Origin of the sequence: Pseudomonas sp. URMO17WK12:I7, assembly GCF_003269045.1 — a bacterium.
In the GTDB taxonomy this organism is placed as follows: Bacteria; Pseudomonadota; Gammaproteobacteria; order Pseudomonadales; family Pseudomonadaceae; genus Aquipseudomonas; species Aquipseudomonas putida_J.
On the sequence record NZ_QLTL01000007.1, the window covers coordinates 86247 to 102303 of the forward strand.

The window sequence follows — 16057 nt, forward strand, 5'->3', positions numbered from 1 at the left end:
CGAACAACTTTTGCGAGACATAGGGTCATCACGCGACCATATGGTCAATCCTGGTCACGCCATCCGCACTGCCCCGCGCTGGGATTGTTGCCCATAGACCATGACACAGTTGCGCCCGGCGCTCTTGGCGCTGTAAAGCGCCTGGTCGGCGGACTTGAGCACTTGTTCCGGGTTGCGATGGTCGATTTGGCGCTCTGCCACGCCAATGCTGATGGTCACCGATACCGTACCGCTGGCGCTGCCGCTGCGGCGCTGGCGCCCGGCGGTATCGTCCTGCGGGCGGCTGTTCTGGTCACGCAGGTGCATGGTGTAGTTGGCGATCATCTCGCGTACGGCTTCCACATGCGGCACGCACTCTTCGGCAGTCTTGCCGGCGAACACCAGGGCAAACTCTTCACCGCCGTAGCGATAGGCACGGCCACCGCCAGTGACCTTGGACAACCGGCTGGCGACCAGGCGCAACACCTGGTCGCCGACATCGTGGCCGTGGGTATCGTTGAATTTCTTGAAATGGTCTACGTCGGTCATGGCGATCACGTAGTTGCGCCCCAGGCGCTGCATGCGCTCGTTCAACGCACGGCGCCCAGGCAGCCCGGTAAGCTCGTCACGGAAGGCCATCTGATAGGCCTCGTGCGATACCGCAGCGGCGATCATCAGCATCACCTGGCTGCACATGATGTTCAGGGTGAACGGCAGGATGAAGGTCTTGGGCAACATCCAGAAGATGCCGACCAGGCCAATCAGCTGCGCCGCATGCAAAGGCCGAGGCTCGCGCAGGTATTGCACCACCAGCAGGGCGAACACCCCGAAGAACACCGGGTAAACCATCTGGATCAGGCTCATCCACTGGCCATGCAGCGAAGGCCAACGAATCTCTGCCAGCCAGCCCAGCAGCGCCTCGGGGAAGCTTTGCTCCAGGGCCACCGCCACACTGCCGACGGCAAACAACACGGCGAAGCGGGCCAGCAGGTCCTGGGCCAGGTGAGTGCGTTCCTGCCATGCGCCGAACAACCCATACAGGGCGGGCAGCAGCAGGCACACCAGGTGGAAGATCACTGCCGCATCCTCACGCACACGGCCGTTGTCGCGGTAGTAATCGGTCTGCGTGTCGAGCAGGAAGTAGGCGATGTACACCGTGACCATCAGGAACAGCTCACGCTGGCGGCGGTAGACAGCGCAGTAGGCACCACCCAGCAGCAAGACCAGCGTGGGGAGGACGTTGAACAGTGACGTGAAGAAGACGCTGAGGTCTCTTACGTAAGCCGCCGCAAGCCCAGCCAGCAACAGAAACAGCGAAGGCAGGAAATGGCTCGCGCGAACAGCATTTAGACGAAACAAGGGCAATCTCCGACCCGGCAGATCAATAATAGCATTGTGCCTTTACTTCATCGGCAGCACACGTGAATAGATGAGTACACCGGTGGGTTAACGGCAGCGAGGGTGGAGGGCTTGAGCTTTTCTTGTAACTGCACGATCGGTGTAGGAGCGGCCTTGTGTCGCGAAAGGGCTGCTTAGCAGCCCCTGCGTTCCCTGATCGACGCCGAAATCGAGGGGCAGCCATGCGGCCCTTTCGCGACGCAAGGCCGCTCCTACAGGGCACCACACAGCCCCGCTACAGGTCGTTGTTGAATGGCTGCAGCGGTCCTTGCAGCGTGGAGCGACCTGAAGCACCGACGGCATTGAGCTGGAATTCGGCGTCTTGCGCTTGCCGCGAAGTGGTCTGTGCACTGGCCGGTTTTTGACCGACCGAGTTTTCATCCCCCTTCTCACCCTGTGGCAGTATCAATGACGGGTGATCGAACGGTGCCCGTTCCCAGGCAACGCGCGGATCGGTCAAGCCGACCTCCATGAACTTGACCAGTGCCTCTACCTCATCCGGGGTCAGGTTCAGCGGGGTCATGTCTGGGTCAAGGTTGGAGCCGTTGTGCTGATTGACTGCCGGGTGTTCGAAGCCGCTGGTGTTGCTTGCATCTTCGCCACGCCGGTCGCCACCACGGTTGTAGAACTCCATCACCTGTTGCAGCGTTGCCCGGCTGCCATTGTGGAAGTACGGCCCGGTCAGCGCGATGTTACGCAGGGTAGGCGTCTTGAAGGCGCCATCGACCGAGTCGCGGAAGCCGACACTGGGCTTGAGTGTCGGGTCGCAGGGGACCGCTGCGCTCAGCGGTGCCTCGAAGGTGCACACATCGACATCCAGAGGGTCAGGGATATTCCCGCCTTGAAGTTGGGTGTTGTACTGGCGGGTGAAGGACAACGGATTGCCCCAGGCGTCCGAACCTCCCAGCGCCAGGTCTTCCGAGGTCGGGCGTACACCGGTGTTGTAGAAGCCATTGTCATAGAGCGTGGTCAGGCCGTCGGCCATGACCATGCGCTCGATGCGCTCACGCGGCTGGAACAGCAGCCGGCTCCCGGCGTTGGTCAACTCCGCACCACCATGGCAGGCAACGCACTTGCCCTTGCCCAGGAACAGTTGCATGCCTTGCACCTGCTGCGCATTCATGGCGGTGTGATCGCCCTGCAGATAGGCATCCAACGGCGCCTGGTCGGAGATCAGCGTGGACTCATACATCTGAATTGCCAGGCCGAAGAACAGCGGGAAGTTGGCCTCCATCTGACTGTAGGGTTCGCCGCCCAGCAAGACCTGTTGCGTGGCATTCCACAGGCGTGGCTGGAAGGCGTTCCTGATCAGTTCGCGGTAGGTCGGCCGGCGGGCGCTGGAGACCGGCCCGAGTACCGAGTCGGTGGGCGAGATCTTCTGCCCCTTGAGCATCATGGTGTCGAGCATGCGCCGGCCAATGTCGGCGAAGGTGCGCCCGCCACAGGACATTTCCACCGCACTGCCGGGTGGGCCGACGGCTTGCGAGGCTGCCGAGGCATCCTTGAGGGCCAGGCGTACCTTGACTGCCACGCCGCTGGCATCCTTGGTGACGAAGATCCCCGCGTCAGGGTCGCGGTTACCGAACGGCGACAGGCCGTTGAACACGTTGTTGGCCCGGCCATCCCAGAAGTTGCGCACGTTGAATGCAGCATTGATCACCGACGGCGCATTGCGCCCGGTGGCGCGGCGCACGTTGATGCCGCCCACCTGGAAAATACCGTCCGGTTGCTGGGTGCACTTGTCGAAGCGCGATTGACGGGGTTTGACGAAGTTTGCGTCGAACACACCTTGTGAGCCAATGACGTCATCGCTGGAATAGACGATCGCTGAGTTGCGATCCAGGGGGTTGGCCAGCACGTGGGTCGGGAAGTCGCCTTTTTTCAGCGTGTAGTTCGGTCCGCCCTTGCCTGCGGAGCGCATCGCGTAGCTCGGCACGTCGCCGGGAATATCGGCGGCCGTGAACGGCTTGTTGAAGATCGACGCGACATTGGCATTGGTATTGGCCTGGCCGGGGTTGATCTGGTTGGTGATCCGATGATCGACACCCGCGTGGTAGTGGCATGACGCGCAGGCGGTGGCGCCATCGCTGCCGACCGCCATGTCCCAGAACAGGGCCTTGCCCAACAGCACCACCGCCCCACGATTGATCACATAATCGGACATCAGGTCGACCTTGCGCCCCCCCTCGGTACCTGAAGGGTCCGGCGGCGTCATGCCACGCAGTGACTGCAGGCTGGGCACATCCGGCACGACCGGCGCGGGCTCGGCCGGGTCCGCGGCCCGAACGCTCATGAAAGGCAAGCCGGCAGCGCAGAGGGTCATCGCTGCCGCACAGGCCAGATGGGGGACTCGCAAGTTACCAAGATACTTGACCATGATGGACTTCCCGACGGCTCAGGTTTACAGACTGATCGTTCACGCCACTGAGTGCGCTTAATGCCACGATAGCTGTAACAAAGTATGTCGACGGGAAACATTCACTATTTTTTATATCAGTTTACTTAGGGCGTCATGCCAATAAATGCTGACCCCCAACGTTCCTCAGTTCCGGTGTTAACTTATCCCCCACTTATGGGGGCCATTCCCCATCAGCCTGCTGGCGAACCGCGCAAACCCCCGCAGTAAATGGCCTGAGCGCCGCCGAGTAAAAGTTGGCAATGTATTTGCTCAAACTTGATGAGTGGGGCCCTTGGAACTCGGCCGACCAAAGTCGACAAGAACAAATACACGCGCATTAACGCTGCGCTGCGCAAGCTATTGCCGTTTTGCCAGTTACCAAGTAAAGAAGTTACTCAACCCGTGTGGAATTAGAACGAGAATAAAAAAACCGCTCCCTGGGGAGCGGCTTTTTACTTGGCAACTCAACCAGGCTTAGTAACCCAGCGAGAAGTCTTCCTCTTTCATGTCCATCAGGTTGTTGGCACCCGACAGCATGGTGGCCACATGGGTGCGCGTACGCGGCAAGATGCGCTGGAAGTAGAAGCGCGCGGTCTGCAGCTTGGCGGTGTAGAAGGCCTCTTCGCTGGTGCCGGCAGCCAGCTTTTCAGCAGCCAGGCGTGCAATGTCAGCCCAGAAGTAGGCCAGGCACGCGTAACCGGAATACATCAGGTAATCCACCGAGGCGGCCCCCACTTCTTCACGGTCCTTCATCGCGGCCATGCCCACTTTCATGGTCAGCTCGCCCCACTCCTTGTTCAGCGCTGCCAATGGCTCGACGAACTCCTTGACCGCGTCATTGCCCTCCTGCGCCTGGCAGAACTTGTGCACGATCTTGGTGAAGCCCTTGAGCGCTTCGCCCTGGGTCATCAGTACCTTGCGACCGAGCAGGTCGAGTGCCTGGATGCCGGTGGTGCCTTCGTACAGCATGGAGATACGGCTGTCGCGCACGTTCTGCTCCATGCCCCACTCGGCGATGAAGCCGTGGCCGCCATAGATCTGCACACCGTGGTTGGCGGCCTCGAAGCCGACTTCGGTCATGAACGCCTTGGCGATCGGGGTCAGGAAGGCCAGCAGTGCGTCGGCATTCTTGCGCGCTTCCTCGTCCTGGCTGTACTTGACGATGTCGACCTGCTTGGCGGTGAAGTACACCATCGCACGGTTGCCTTCGGCGAAGGCCTTCATGGTCAGCAACATGCGACGCACGTCCGGGTGGACAATGATCGGGTCAGCGGCTTTGTCCGGTGCTTTCGGGCCGGTCAGGGAACGCATCTGCAGGCGGTCGCGGGCATACTTCAGGCCGCCCTGGAACGCCACTTCGGCGTGGGCCAGGCCTTGCAGCGCGGTACCCAGGCGTGCGGTGTTCATGAAGGTGAACATGCAGTTCAGGCCCTTGTTGGCCGGGCCGATCAGGTAGCCGGTGGCGCTGTCGAAGTTCATCACGCAAGTGGCGTTGCCGTGGATGCCCATCTTGTGTTCGATGGAACCACAGCTCACGCCGTTGCGCTCACCCACACCGCCTTCGGCGTTGGGCAGGAACTTCGGCACGATGAACAGCGAGATACCTTTGGTGCCCGCCGGAGCGTCCGGCAGGCGCGCCAGCACGATGTGGACGATGTTATCGGCCATATCGTGTTCGCCGGCCGAGATGAAAATCTTGGTGCCAGACACTTTGTAGCTGCCGTCGGCCTGTGGTTCGGCCTTGGTGCGCAGCATGCCCAGGTCAGTACCGCAATGTGGCTCGGTCAGGCACATGGTGCCGGTCCACTCGCCGGATACCAGCTTGGTCAGGTAGGTGTGCTGCTGCTCGGCGGTACCGTGTGCGGAGATGGTGTTCATCGCGCCATGGGACAGGCCTGGGTACATACCCCACGACCAGTTCGAACCGCCGACCATTTCGCTCAGGGCCAGGCCCAGCGACTCCGGCAGGCCCTGGCCGCCGTGCTCGACATCATGCGCCAGGCTTGGCCAGCCGCCTTCCACGAACTGCTCGTAGGCCGCCTTGAAACCGGTCGGGGTCTTCACACCCGACTCGCTCCAGGTGCAGCCTTCCTGGTCACCGACACGGTTCAGCGGCGACAGCACCTGCTCACAGAACTTCGCGCCTTCTTCCAGGATCGCGTCGACCATGTCGGGCGTTGCGTCCTGGCAACCCGGCAGGCTCTGATAATGCGCCTCGTAGCCGAGCAGCTCGTCGCGGACGAAACGGATATCACGCAAGGGGGCTTTGTAATCAGGCATTGCGATGAACCTCTGTGATGAGTTCGGTAGGGGACCGCTGGTACCGACCAGCTCTTGTCGGCTTTCGGTCAAACAGTTGTTTGAAACTTACGTTTAGCACCGTCCGATGTCAAGGAGGGACTATGGTTCCATTTACGCCGCGAAAGATGGCATTTATGCCAACGCATGAAATCGCAGGCAGAAATGACTGTGGGAGCGGGTTTACCCGCGAAAGGGCCAGCCCAGAAAACAGAGATGTCTGGGCGGACGCATTCGCGGGTAAACCCGCTCCCACAGGGATAGCGGGGGGAGGCAAGAATCAGGCGTAGGTATCGATGAAGCGCCCAAGCATTTCGTCGGACGCCTTGGCCACCTTTGCACCAAGTTCAACCTCGGTCTTGCCCAGGGCCAATTGCACGGTGCTGGTTGCCAGGTCCATCTGCTGGCTGCGGTCGACCCCACGCAGGCGCTCGGCCTGGAAGTCGCTGGACTGGCTGGTGGCAGAACGCTCGACCGACGCATTGGCAATCTGGCCGGCGGCCTGATCGACACGATCCTGGCCGTTGTAGATGGCGTTGAGGCCCGCGTAATACGCAGTGCTGCCGGTGATTTCCATGTCAGAACTCCAATGACGCTGGATATGAACACGGCCAATTAAAGCAGGCCAGGCACGAAAAGGCCCGTTTAAATCCCTAATGGCTCGGTGCTATCTGATAGCCCACGGGCATTTCTGCCAGCGCTCAATCCAGCAAGTCGAGCTGCAAGTGTTCCGCCACCGCATCCGCAGTTGCCTGCTTGAGCTTTGGCACTCGCCCCAGGCACGGCGCTGGTAAACGCTCTGCCAGGCTGGCCAGGTTTTCCTCCAGCCGGGAGGTTCTGGGCTCGATGATATTCGCCACCCAGCCCGCCAGTTGCAGCCCATCCCGGGCAATCGCTTCGGCACTGAGCAGCGCATGGTTGATGCAGCCAAGGCGCACCCCGACCACCAGAATTACCGGCAGCTCAAGGGCAATCGCCAGGTCCGAAAGGTTGGCATGGTCGGACAATGGCACTCGCCAACCGCCCGCCCCTTCGACCAGGGTGAAGTCGGCCCCTTGGTCCAGCACATGGCGCATGGCCCTGGACAATTCAGTGACCTCCAGGGCAACACCCGCCTCCCGGGCAGCCACATGCGGCGCAATGGCCGGCTCGAAGGCAAACGGGTTGACCTCTTCATAAGCGAGCTTGATCGAACTCTCGTCGATCAGCGCCTGGGCATCGCTGTTGCGCAGGCCTTTGGGCGTCACTGTGCAACCCGAAGCCACCGGCTTCGCGCCCAAGGTACTCAGCCCTTGCAACCGCGCCGCATGCAGCAGCCCGGCGGCGATGGTGGTCTTGCCGACATCGGTATCGGTCCCGGCGATGAAATAGGCCTGGCTCATGTTGCTCCTCTCATGCCTGTGGCTTGCGCAACACACCATAGACCACTTGATAGGTGGCTGGCAGCCCCTGGGGCTGGCGAAACGCTTCATAGGCCTGCAACAGGCCTTGCATGCGCGCCCGGCCGGTCAGCCCTGAAGGTCGCCCAGGGTTGAGGTTGTGGGCACCGAGGGCCTTGAGTTCATGGGTCAGGCTACGCACATCGGGGTAGTGCAGCACGTGGGCCTGGCGCTGCAGGCTGACCTGGGCGAAGCCACTGGCGGCACACAGGCGCTGGTAGTCTTCGAACCTGCGGAAGCGATTGACATGCACCATGCCATCAACCGCCTGCCAGCTGGCGCGCAACTCATCGAGTGTACCAACGCACAGGCTGCTGAAGGCCAGCACGCCACCTGGGCGCAGTACCCGCCGGGCTTCATCGAGGACACGGGCGAACTGACCGCACCACTGCACCGCCAGGCTGCTGAACACCAGGTCGACACAGGCATCCCCCAGCGGCAGGCGCTCGGCATCACCGGCAACATGGTAGTGCGCCCCGCCGCGCTTGCCACGGGCGTGACGCAACATGCCTTCGGCGATATCCACCGCCACACCGGTTGCCTGTTCGAAGCGTTCGCCGAGCACTCGGCTGAAATGCCCGGTGCCACTGCCCAAGTCCAGCCAACGTGCCGGCGTCAGGCCGTCCGGCAGCTGGTCCAGCAGGCTCACCCCTACTGCACGCTGCAGGGCCGCGACGCTGTCGTAGCTGGCCGCCGCACGGGAGAACGAGGCAGCCACCTGGCGCTTGTCCGGCAACGTACCGGGCAGGGTTGGACGGGAAAGGTCAGTCATCGCCACTCTCATGCAGGAAACTCTTGATGCCCGCCGCCAGCTCCTGCGGATACTCCAGCAAGAAGGCGTGGGAACTGTCTTCGACCAGGCCGACTTCCACATCGGGCAGCAGCTCGCTCAAGGCTTTGGCCGCTTCAGCCGGCACCAACGCATCGCTGCCGGCGAACAGGTGCAACTGCGGGCCGGCATAGGCTTGCAGGGCTTCACGGGTATCGAGCCCGGCCAGCACTTCAAGGCCAGTAGCCAGGTACAGCGGGTCGGTGTCTGGCACACCGACACCCAGTTGCCGCAGCAGCGTGCGAGGTTGCAGGGCGCCCTCGCTGCACAGCGTGCGGAAGCGCTTGAGGGTCACCGAGGTATGGCTGCGGCAACCATCGAGGAAGGTGCCGAAGGTGTCGCCGGCCATACCGTGGGGCCAATCGGGGCGGGCCACGAAACTGGGGTTGCTGCCCAGGGTCAGCAAGCCGCAGCAATGGTCGCCGCGCTTGCGCGCCAGCTCGCTGGCGAGCATGCCACCTAAAGACCAGCCACCCAGCCAGGTATCGCTGGGCAATTTGCGGTCGAGGTAGTCCACCCACGCCTGCACATCGGCTTCGGCCAGTTCCGGCAGTGGCATCAGCTCGACCTGCAGGCGCGCGTCCTGAGCCCGCAGGCTGGCGGCCAGCGGCTCGAGGGCGGCAGTGCCCAGCCCCCAGCCAGGAAGAAGGATCAAACGGTTACGCATCGGCGGCCTCCAGCTGTGGATAACACTCGCCCAATGCATTCAACAATAGCTGTACCTGCGCCTCACTGTGCGCGGCGCTCAGGGTTACCCGCAGGCGCGCACTGCCGGCAGGCACGGTAGGCGGGCGAATGGCGGTCACCAGCAGGCCGCGTTCGCGCAGCATGCGCGACAATTTAAGGGCCTGGGCACTGTCGCCGATCAGGATCGGCTGGATCGGCGTCGGGCTGTCCATCAGTTGCAGGCCCATTTGCTCGGCGCCCTGGCGGAACTGGCGGATCAGCGCAGCCAGGTGCTCGCGGCGCCAGGTTTCGCGGCGCAGCAGTTCCAGGCTCTTGAGCGTGGCGCAGGCCAGCGCCGGGGGCTGGCTGGTGGTGTAGATATACGGCCGAGCGAACTGCACCAGGGCTTCGATCAGCTCTTCGCTGCCGGCGACAAACGCACCTGCGGTGCCACAGGCCTTGCCCAACGTACCGATCAGTACCGGTACATCCTCGATGCCCAAGCCGAAGTGCTCGACGATGCCGCCGCCTTGCGTACCCAAGGTACCCAGACCATGGGCGTCGTCGACCATGAGCCAGGCACCACGGGCACGGGCGACGCCGGCCAGCGCCGGCAGGTCGGCGAGGTCGCCGTCCATGCTGAACACGCCGTCGGTGACCACCAGCGTGTTGCCGGTGGCTTTGCCCAGGCGGTTGGCGAGGCTGGCAGCGTCGTTGTGCAGGTAGCGGCTGAAACGGGCACCGCTGAGCAACCCGCCGTCGAGCAGCGACGCATGGTTCAAGCGGTCCTGCAGCACCGTGTCGCCCTGCCCGACCAGAGCGGTGATGGCGCCAAGGTTGGCCATGTAGCCTGTGGAAAACAGCAGCGCACGCGGGCGGCCGGTCAGTTCGGCCAACGCTTCTTCGACGGCATGGTGCGGCGAGCTATGGCCGATCACCAGGTGCGAGGCGCCGCCACCGACACCCCAGCGTTCGGCGCCCGCCTGCCAGGCGGCGATCACTTCAGGGTGGTTCGCAAGCCCCAGGTAGTCATTGCTGCAGAAGGCCAGCAAGCGCTGGCCGTCGACCACTACCTCAGGCCCCTGTGGGCTTTCCAGCAATGGCCGCTGCCGATAAAGGTCTGCGGCGCGCCGTTCGGCCAGGCGCGCCGCCAGGTCGAAGGCCATATCAGGCCATGGCTGCGTTATAAAACAGCTCGCTGCTGCGTTGCTCGACCAGGGCCTGCTCGATGGCCGCCTGGTGCACTTCGTCGGCATGCTCTTCGCGCGCTTCAGGCTTGATGCCCAGGCGGGCAAACAGCTGCATGTCCTTGTCGGCCTGCGGGTTGGCGGTGGTCAACAGCTTCTCGCCATAGAAGATCGAGTTGGCGCCCGCCATGAAGGCCAATGCCTGCATCTGCTCGTTCATCTGCTCGCGGCCGGCGGACAGGCGCACGTGCGACTGGGGCATGAGGATACGGGCGACCGCCAGCATGCGGATGAAGTCGAACGGGTCGACATCTTCTTCCTCGGCCAGTGGGGTGCCGGCTACCTTGACCAGCATGTTGATCGGCACCGACTCTGGGTGCTCGGGCAGGTTGGCCAGCTGGATCAACAGGCCGGCGCGGTCATCCAGCGACTCGCCCATGCCGAGAATACCGCCGGAGCAGATCTTCATCCCGGCATCGCGCACGTAGGCCAGGGTCTGCAGGCGCTCGCTGTAGGTGCGGGTGGTGATGATGCTGCCGTAGAACTCTGGCGAGGTATCGAGGTTGTGGTTGTAGTAGTCCAGCCCAGCCTGGGCCAGGGCCGCGGTCTGCTCCTGGTCGAGCTTGCCGAGGGTCATGCAGGTTTCCAGGCCCATGGCCTTCACGCCTTTGACCATCTCCAGCACGTAGGGCATGTCCTTGGCCGACGGGTGCTTCCAGGCCGCCCCCATGCAGAAGCGCGTGGAGCCGATGGCTTTGGCCCGCGCGGCTTCCTCGAGCACCTTCTGCACTTCCATCAGCTTCTGTTTTTCCAGCCCGGTGTTGTAGTGGCCGGACTGCGGACAGTATTTGCAGTCTTCCGGGCAAGCGCCGGTCTTGATCGACAGCAGCGTCGAAACCTGGACGCGGTTCGGGTCGAAGTGCGCGCGGTGCACGGTCTGCGCCTGGAACAGCAGGTCATTGAAAGGCTGCTGGAACAGTGCCTTGACCTCGGGCAGGGACCAGTCGTGACGTGTTGTTGCAGTTGTGCTGGCGCTCATCGGCGTTTCCTTGTTTAGGCTGTAACTGGCGCCGAGGCAGGAGTGCCCGCCAGCGCATCACGGATAGCTCGCATAGTCATGGAAGGCCTATGAACTGTCAACCTTGGTTAAAAGCACTGGTTTACAAGTGTACGAATATTAACCACTCCTGCTTGCTGTGCAACGAACCCGCCGAGCAACGCTACCCGCTGTGTGTTGCCTGCGAGCAGGAACTGCCCTGGAACGAAGAGCATTGCCTGCGCTGCGCCCTGCCCCTGGCGATGGCCGGCCTGACCTGTGCCCAGTGCAGCCGCCGCCCGCCGGCCTTTGATCAGGTCATTGCGCCCTGGCACTTTGGGTTTCCGCTGGACACGCTGATCAGCCGCTTCAAGCACAACAGCCAATGGCCGCTTGGCCGGCTGATGGCCGAAATATTGAGCCTGAACCTGAGTCATCGCTTTCAGGAGGGCCTACCCAAGCCAGACCTGCTGTTGCCTGTACCACTGGCTCGGCGTCGACTGCGCAAACGCGGCTTCAACCAGGCCGGCATGCTAGGGCGCTGGCTGTCGAAAGCGTTGGTTATCGAATGCAATGAGCGGTTGCTGCTGCGCACACGCGAGACGCCGGCTCAACAACACCTGGATGCCCGGGCACGCCGTCGCAACCTGCACCAGGCATTCGCGCTTGCCGGTGAGGCATCGCTCGAGGGCAAACACGTCGCGGTGGTCGACGACGTACTGACCACCGGGGCCACCGCGCAGGCCACCGCACAGCTGTTGCGCCAGGCCGGAGCACGCAGGATCGATGTGTATTGCCTGGCACGCACGGCAAAACCGGGGCAAGCTTGACGGGTCAGTTCCAGATAGGCGCCACCATGTCACTGCCCACCCTGCTCACCCAGCACATCGCCCGCCGCCCGCAGCGCATCGCCCTGCTCCAGCACATCGCCGAGCAAGGCTCGATCACCCGCGCGGCCAAGGCTGCCGGCATCAGCTACAAGGCTGCCTGGGATGCGATCGATGAACTCAACAACCTGGCCAGCCAGCCACTGGTCGAGCGCAGCACGGGGGGGCGTGGCGGTGGTGGCGCGAGGCTTTCGCCAGAGGGTGAGCGGGTGCTGCGCCTGTACCAGAAACTACAGGCACTGCAGGCACAGATTCTCGAAGCCGCGGAGGAGTCCAGTGACCTCGACCTGCTTGGCCGCCTGATGCTGCGCACCAGTGCGCGCAATCAGTTGCAGGGGCAAGTCAGTGGGCTACGCAGGGAGGGCCGGCATGATCGGGTCAACCTGGCGCTGGGCGGCGGGCTGGAGATCGATGCGCTGATTACCCATGACAGCACGGCACGGCTGGAGCTGACCCTGGGAACCACAGTGATGGCGCTGCTCAAGGCCGGTTGGGTGCAGCTGCTGGGCGCGGAGGATGAAGCCGACGCGGGAAGCAACGTGCTCAATGCCACTGTGGTGGAGGTGCTGGAAGATGCACAGGGCGAAAGCGAGGTACGGTTGGCACTGGGCAATGGGCAGACGTTGTGTGCGATTGCCGAGGCCGCTTGGTTGGTCGAGCAGTCGGTCAAGGAAGGAAGCAACGTGAAGGTGCAGTTCCATCCGTCCTATGTGCTGCTGGGGGTACCGGTGTAGCCTGACCCTGCCCTTTCACCGGTAAACCCGCGACAGAGCAAGCTCAGGCGAAATCAGAGCAGGCCCTGCAATGCGGTACCATGCCGACATGCCGCCCACCTCCCGGAGCTTCCATGTCCCACCCCTTCGACACCCTCACCCCCGACCTGGTCCTGGACGCCGTGGAAAGCCTGGGCTTTCTAAGCGATGCCCGGATCCTGGCGCTGAACAGCTACGAAAACCGCGTCTATCAGGTGGGCATCGAAGACTCGCAACCCTTGATCGCCAAGTTCTACCGCCCCGGCCGCTGGAGCGACGAAGCGATTCTCGAAGAACACCAGTTCACCGCCGAGCTTGCCGATTGCGAGGTACCGGTGGTCGCCCCGCTGCAGCACGAAGGCAGGACCCTGTTCGAACACCAAGGCTTCCGTTTCACCCTGTTCCCCCGTCGCGGCGGCCATGCGCCGGAGCCGGGCAACCTCGACCAGCTCTACCGCCTTGGGCAACTGCTCGGCCGCCTGCATGCAGTAGGCGCGGCACGCCCCTTCGAACACCGCGAAGCACTGGCTGTGGACAACTTCGGCCACGCCTCGCTGAATACCTTGCTCGAAGGCGGTTTCGTGCCCAAGGAGTTGCTGCCGGCCTTCGAGTCGGTGGCCCGTGACCTGCTCAAGCGTGTCGAGGCCATCTACGCCCGCACCCCGCACAAGGCGATTCGCCTGCATGGCGACCTGCACCCTGGCAACCTGATGCACCGCGACGAGGTGTACCACGTGGTCGACCTCGACGACTGCCGCATGGGCCCAGCAGTGCAGGACCTGTGGATGATGCTCGCCGGCAGCCGCGAGGAGCGCCTGGGGCAACTGGCGGAACTGGTTGACGGCTACAACGAGTTCCACGATTTCGACCCACGCGAGCTGGCCCTGATCGAACCGCTGCGTGCCCTGCGTCAACTGCATTACAGCGCCTGGCTGGCACGCCGCTGGGACGACCCGGCGTTCCCGCCAAGCTTCCCCTGGTTCGGACAGCCACGTTACTGGGGCGACCAGATTCTCGCCTTGCGCGAACAACTGGCTGCGCTGGACGAGCAACCGCTGAAATTGTTCTAGAAGCGAGCGCGCCTCTGTCTACAATAGGCGTCGCTTTATTCAGCAAGGATTCACCATGCAAGCTGCAAACCCGCGCCGCGGGTACCTTCTGGGCCTTGGTGCCTACATCATCTGGGGCTTGTTCCCGCTGTACTTCAAAGCTATCCAGAGCATTCCAGCGGTGGAAATCATCGTCCACCGGGTGCTCTGGTCGGCGCTGTTCGGTTCACTGTTGCTGCTGGTGTGGAAGCACCCCGGCTGGTGGCGCGAGCTGCGTGAAAACCCGCGCCGCCTGGCGATCCTGGCACTGAGCGGTACATTGATCGCCGGCAACTGGCTGACCTATGTCTGGGCGGTCAACAACGGCCGCATGCTCGAAGCCAGCCTGGGGTACTACATCAACCCTTTGATCAATGTGCTGCTGGGCATGCTGCTGCTTGGCGAGCGCCTGCGCCGCCTGCAATGGCTGGCGGTGGCCATGGCGGCGGTAGGCGTTGCGCAGCAGGTATGGCAGGTGGGCAGCCTGCCGTGGGTGTCGTTGGCACTGGCGCTGAGCTTCGGCTTCTATGGCCTGATCCGCAAACAGGCACCGGTTGCTGCACTGCCCGGCCTGGTAGTGGAAACCTGGATGCTGGTGCCACTGGCGCTGGGCTGGATGTTGCTGCACCCGTCGGCGATGAGCGTGCAGAGCGAGTTCTACACCAGCAGCCAGGCATTGTGGCTGATGGCTGCGGGCCCTGTGACCCTGGTGCCGCTGGTGTGCTTCAACGCCGCTGCGCGTCACCTGCCCTACACCACGCTGGGCTTCCTGCAGTACCTGGCGCCAACCTTGGTGCTGCTGCAGGCAGTACTGCTGTTTGACGAGCACCTGTCGTCGAGCAGCCTGATGGCGTTCATCTTCATCTGGGCGGGATTGGCGGTATATAGCGTCGACGCCTGGTTGAATCTGCGCAAGCGTGCCTGATCAAAAAGTGATCAAAACCTTGCAGGCCACGTATTTTGTGGCCTGCAGCAACATCTCCAAAGGTTATCCACACCCTCGTCCCCGTGCTTTGTGCACAAGCGACTGATTTCTGTACGTTTTTTGCTCAAACCTTGGGAGCGCTTGCCACGTATGGGCTGTAGAGGTGAGCCCCCAGCTTATCCACAGGGCCTTCCCCGTGAAATCGGGATAACCGCAGAGGGCCGCGAATCGGCTGCGAGCGGCCCCGGCCGTTTCAGATCAGTCCTCCGGTCGCAGCTTCAACTCCACCATCAAGTCATCCGCCAGGCTTTCCAGCTCCTGCTGCAATTCATCCAGCGACAATGTCAGCGGCAACGCCAGCAAGGCATCAGCATGGAACAGCGGCTCACTGCTCATCGGTGCCGGCCGCACTTCGGTGGTGAAGCGCTCCAGGTTCACGCCATGATCCGCCAGCAAGCGAGTGATATCGCGCACGATCCCCGGGCGGTCATTGCCCACCAGCTCCATGGCAATCGGTTTCCAGGTGCAGGACGGTTCTATGCCACTCTCGGCAATAAGCACGCGAATATCGTATTGCTCCAGCGCCTGCAGAGACTTCACCAGCTCGTCATAACTTTCGGCTGGCACCGCTACCCGCAGGATCCCGGCGAACTGCCCGGCCATCCGCGACATGCGGCTCTCCAGCCAGTTACCGTTATGATCGGCAATGCACTGGGCTATGCGCTCCACCTGGCCGGCCATGTCCGGGGCAATCACGGTCAATACAAGATGATCCACAGGGGCTTCCTCTGCTTCGAGCCGCCCTGAGGGGCGGAAATACGGGGAATCGACTCAGTATAGGCAAGGCGCGGCAACCTGCCGCAGGGCCGTCCGCGGAACTAATCGTGTACTGTTTCAAGATTTATCTGGAACAATCCACCGGTTTTTTGCGAACATACCAATTCCCAGCGTGACCCAATGCGACCACCCGGTCGCAGAGCGACGCTTTTAGTCTGATGTTTACCTGCCTGCTGCTTCATGTAGTATGCGCTGGCGCGGACTACAAAACGTCGTTTCGATGTCTGCCAAGGCGCCTGTGAAAATACGCCAACCGCCCGCCAGCCTGCCTGGCGAGCCGCACCCAGCCGCTCTCGTGAGTGGCGAGAGCATGAACTGGTGCCGTGTTTAGAGAAGCG

14 protein-coding genes are annotated in these 16057 nt (G+C 62.7%); 4 read left to right on the forward strand and 10 right to left on the reverse strand.

Annotation, left to right across the window (positions count from 1 at the left end; all coding sequences use genetic code 11):
* Window positions 1-54 precede the first annotated feature (54 nt).
* The 9 genes from H040_RS11325 to bioB form a co-directional block, all read right to left on the reverse strand.
* Complete coding sequence (locus H040_RS11325; RefSeq protein ID WP_027917497.1) at window positions 55-1338, reverse strand: GGDEF domain-containing protein; 1284 nt, start codon at window positions 1336-1338, stop codon at window positions 55-57.
* Window positions 1339-1612: 274 nt separating this feature from the next.
* Window positions 1613-3754 carry a cytochrome-c peroxidase gene (locus H040_RS11330; protein ID WP_027917498.1) on the reverse strand — a complete coding sequence of 714 codons (2142 nt, stop codon included), beginning with the start codon at window positions 3752-3754 and terminating at the stop codon, window positions 1613-1615.
* A 495-nt stretch (window positions 3755-4249) separates the two neighbouring features.
* A complete protein-coding gene (locus H040_RS11335; RefSeq protein WP_027917499.1) occupies window positions 4250-6055 on the reverse strand; it encodes a phenylacyl-CoA dehydrogenase in 1806 nt (601 codons plus the stop codon).
* Window positions 6056-6353: 298 nt separating this feature from the next.
* Window positions 6354-6650, reverse strand: coding sequence for a hypothetical protein (locus tag H040_RS11340; RefSeq protein WP_027917500.1), 297 nt, complete (start codon window positions 6648-6650; stop codon window positions 6354-6356).
* 124 nt (window positions 6651-6774) lie between these two features.
* Window positions 6775-7455 (reverse strand): dethiobiotin synthase, encoded by a 681-nt coding sequence (gene bioD / locus H040_RS11345; protein WP_027917501.1) that lies wholly within the window; start codon window positions 7453-7455, stop codon window positions 6775-6777.
* A 10-nt stretch (window positions 7456-7465) separates the two neighbouring features.
* Window positions 7466-8284, reverse strand: a complete 819-nt coding sequence (bioC, locus tag H040_RS11350; RefSeq protein ID WP_027917502.1) for a malonyl-ACP O-methyltransferase BioC — start codon at window positions 8282-8284, stop codon at window positions 7466-7468.
* Window positions 8277-9008 (reverse strand): alpha/beta fold hydrolase, encoded by a 732-nt coding sequence (locus tag H040_RS11355; RefSeq protein ID WP_027917503.1) that lies wholly within the window; start codon window positions 9006-9008, stop codon window positions 8277-8279. The genes bioC and H040_RS11355 overlap by 8 nt, the downstream gene beginning before the upstream one ends.
* Window positions 9001-10173, reverse strand: a complete 1173-nt coding sequence (bioF, locus tag H040_RS11360) for an 8-amino-7-oxononanoate synthase (protein ID WP_027917504.1) — start codon at window positions 10171-10173, stop codon at window positions 9001-9003. The genes H040_RS11355 and bioF overlap by 8 nt, the downstream gene beginning before the upstream one ends.
* Before the next feature lies 1 nt (window position 10174).
* Window positions 10175-11233 (reverse strand): biotin synthase BioB, encoded by a 1059-nt coding sequence (gene bioB / locus H040_RS11365; RefSeq protein ID WP_027917505.1) that lies wholly within the window; start codon window positions 11231-11233, stop codon window positions 10175-10177.
* 89 nt (window positions 11234-11322) lie between these two features.
* On the opposite strand from bioB, the gene H040_RS11370 reads away from it, so the two are divergent.
* The 4 genes from H040_RS11370 to rarD all read left to right on the forward strand — a co-directional run bounded on the left by H040_RS11370 (window position 11323) and on the right by rarD (window position 14882).
* Window positions 11323-12060 (forward strand): ComF family protein, encoded by a 738-nt coding sequence (locus H040_RS11370; RefSeq protein WP_033696005.1) that lies wholly within the window; start codon window positions 11323-11325, stop codon window positions 12058-12060.
* A 26-nt stretch (window positions 12061-12086) separates the two neighbouring features.
* Window positions 12087-12851, forward strand: a complete 765-nt coding sequence (locus H040_RS11375) for a TOBE domain-containing protein (protein WP_027917507.1) — start codon at window positions 12087-12089, stop codon at window positions 12849-12851.
* Between the two features lie 113 nt (window positions 12852-12964).
* Window positions 12965-13939 (forward strand): serine/threonine protein kinase, encoded by a 975-nt coding sequence (locus H040_RS11380; RefSeq protein WP_027917508.1) that lies wholly within the window; start codon window positions 12965-12967, stop codon window positions 13937-13939.
* A gap of 55 nt (window positions 13940-13994) precedes the next feature.
* Window positions 13995-14882, forward strand: a complete 888-nt coding sequence (gene rarD, locus H040_RS11385; protein ID WP_027917509.1) for an EamA family transporter RarD — start codon at window positions 13995-13997, stop codon at window positions 14880-14882.
* A gap of 258 nt (window positions 14883-15140) precedes the next feature.
* On the opposite strand, the gene H040_RS11390 is transcribed toward rarD, so the two are convergent.
* Complete coding sequence (locus H040_RS11390) at window positions 15141-15659, reverse strand: glycine cleavage system protein R (RefSeq protein WP_027917510.1); 519 nt, start codon at window positions 15657-15659, stop codon at window positions 15141-15143.
* Window positions 15660-16057: the final 398 nt, after the last annotated feature.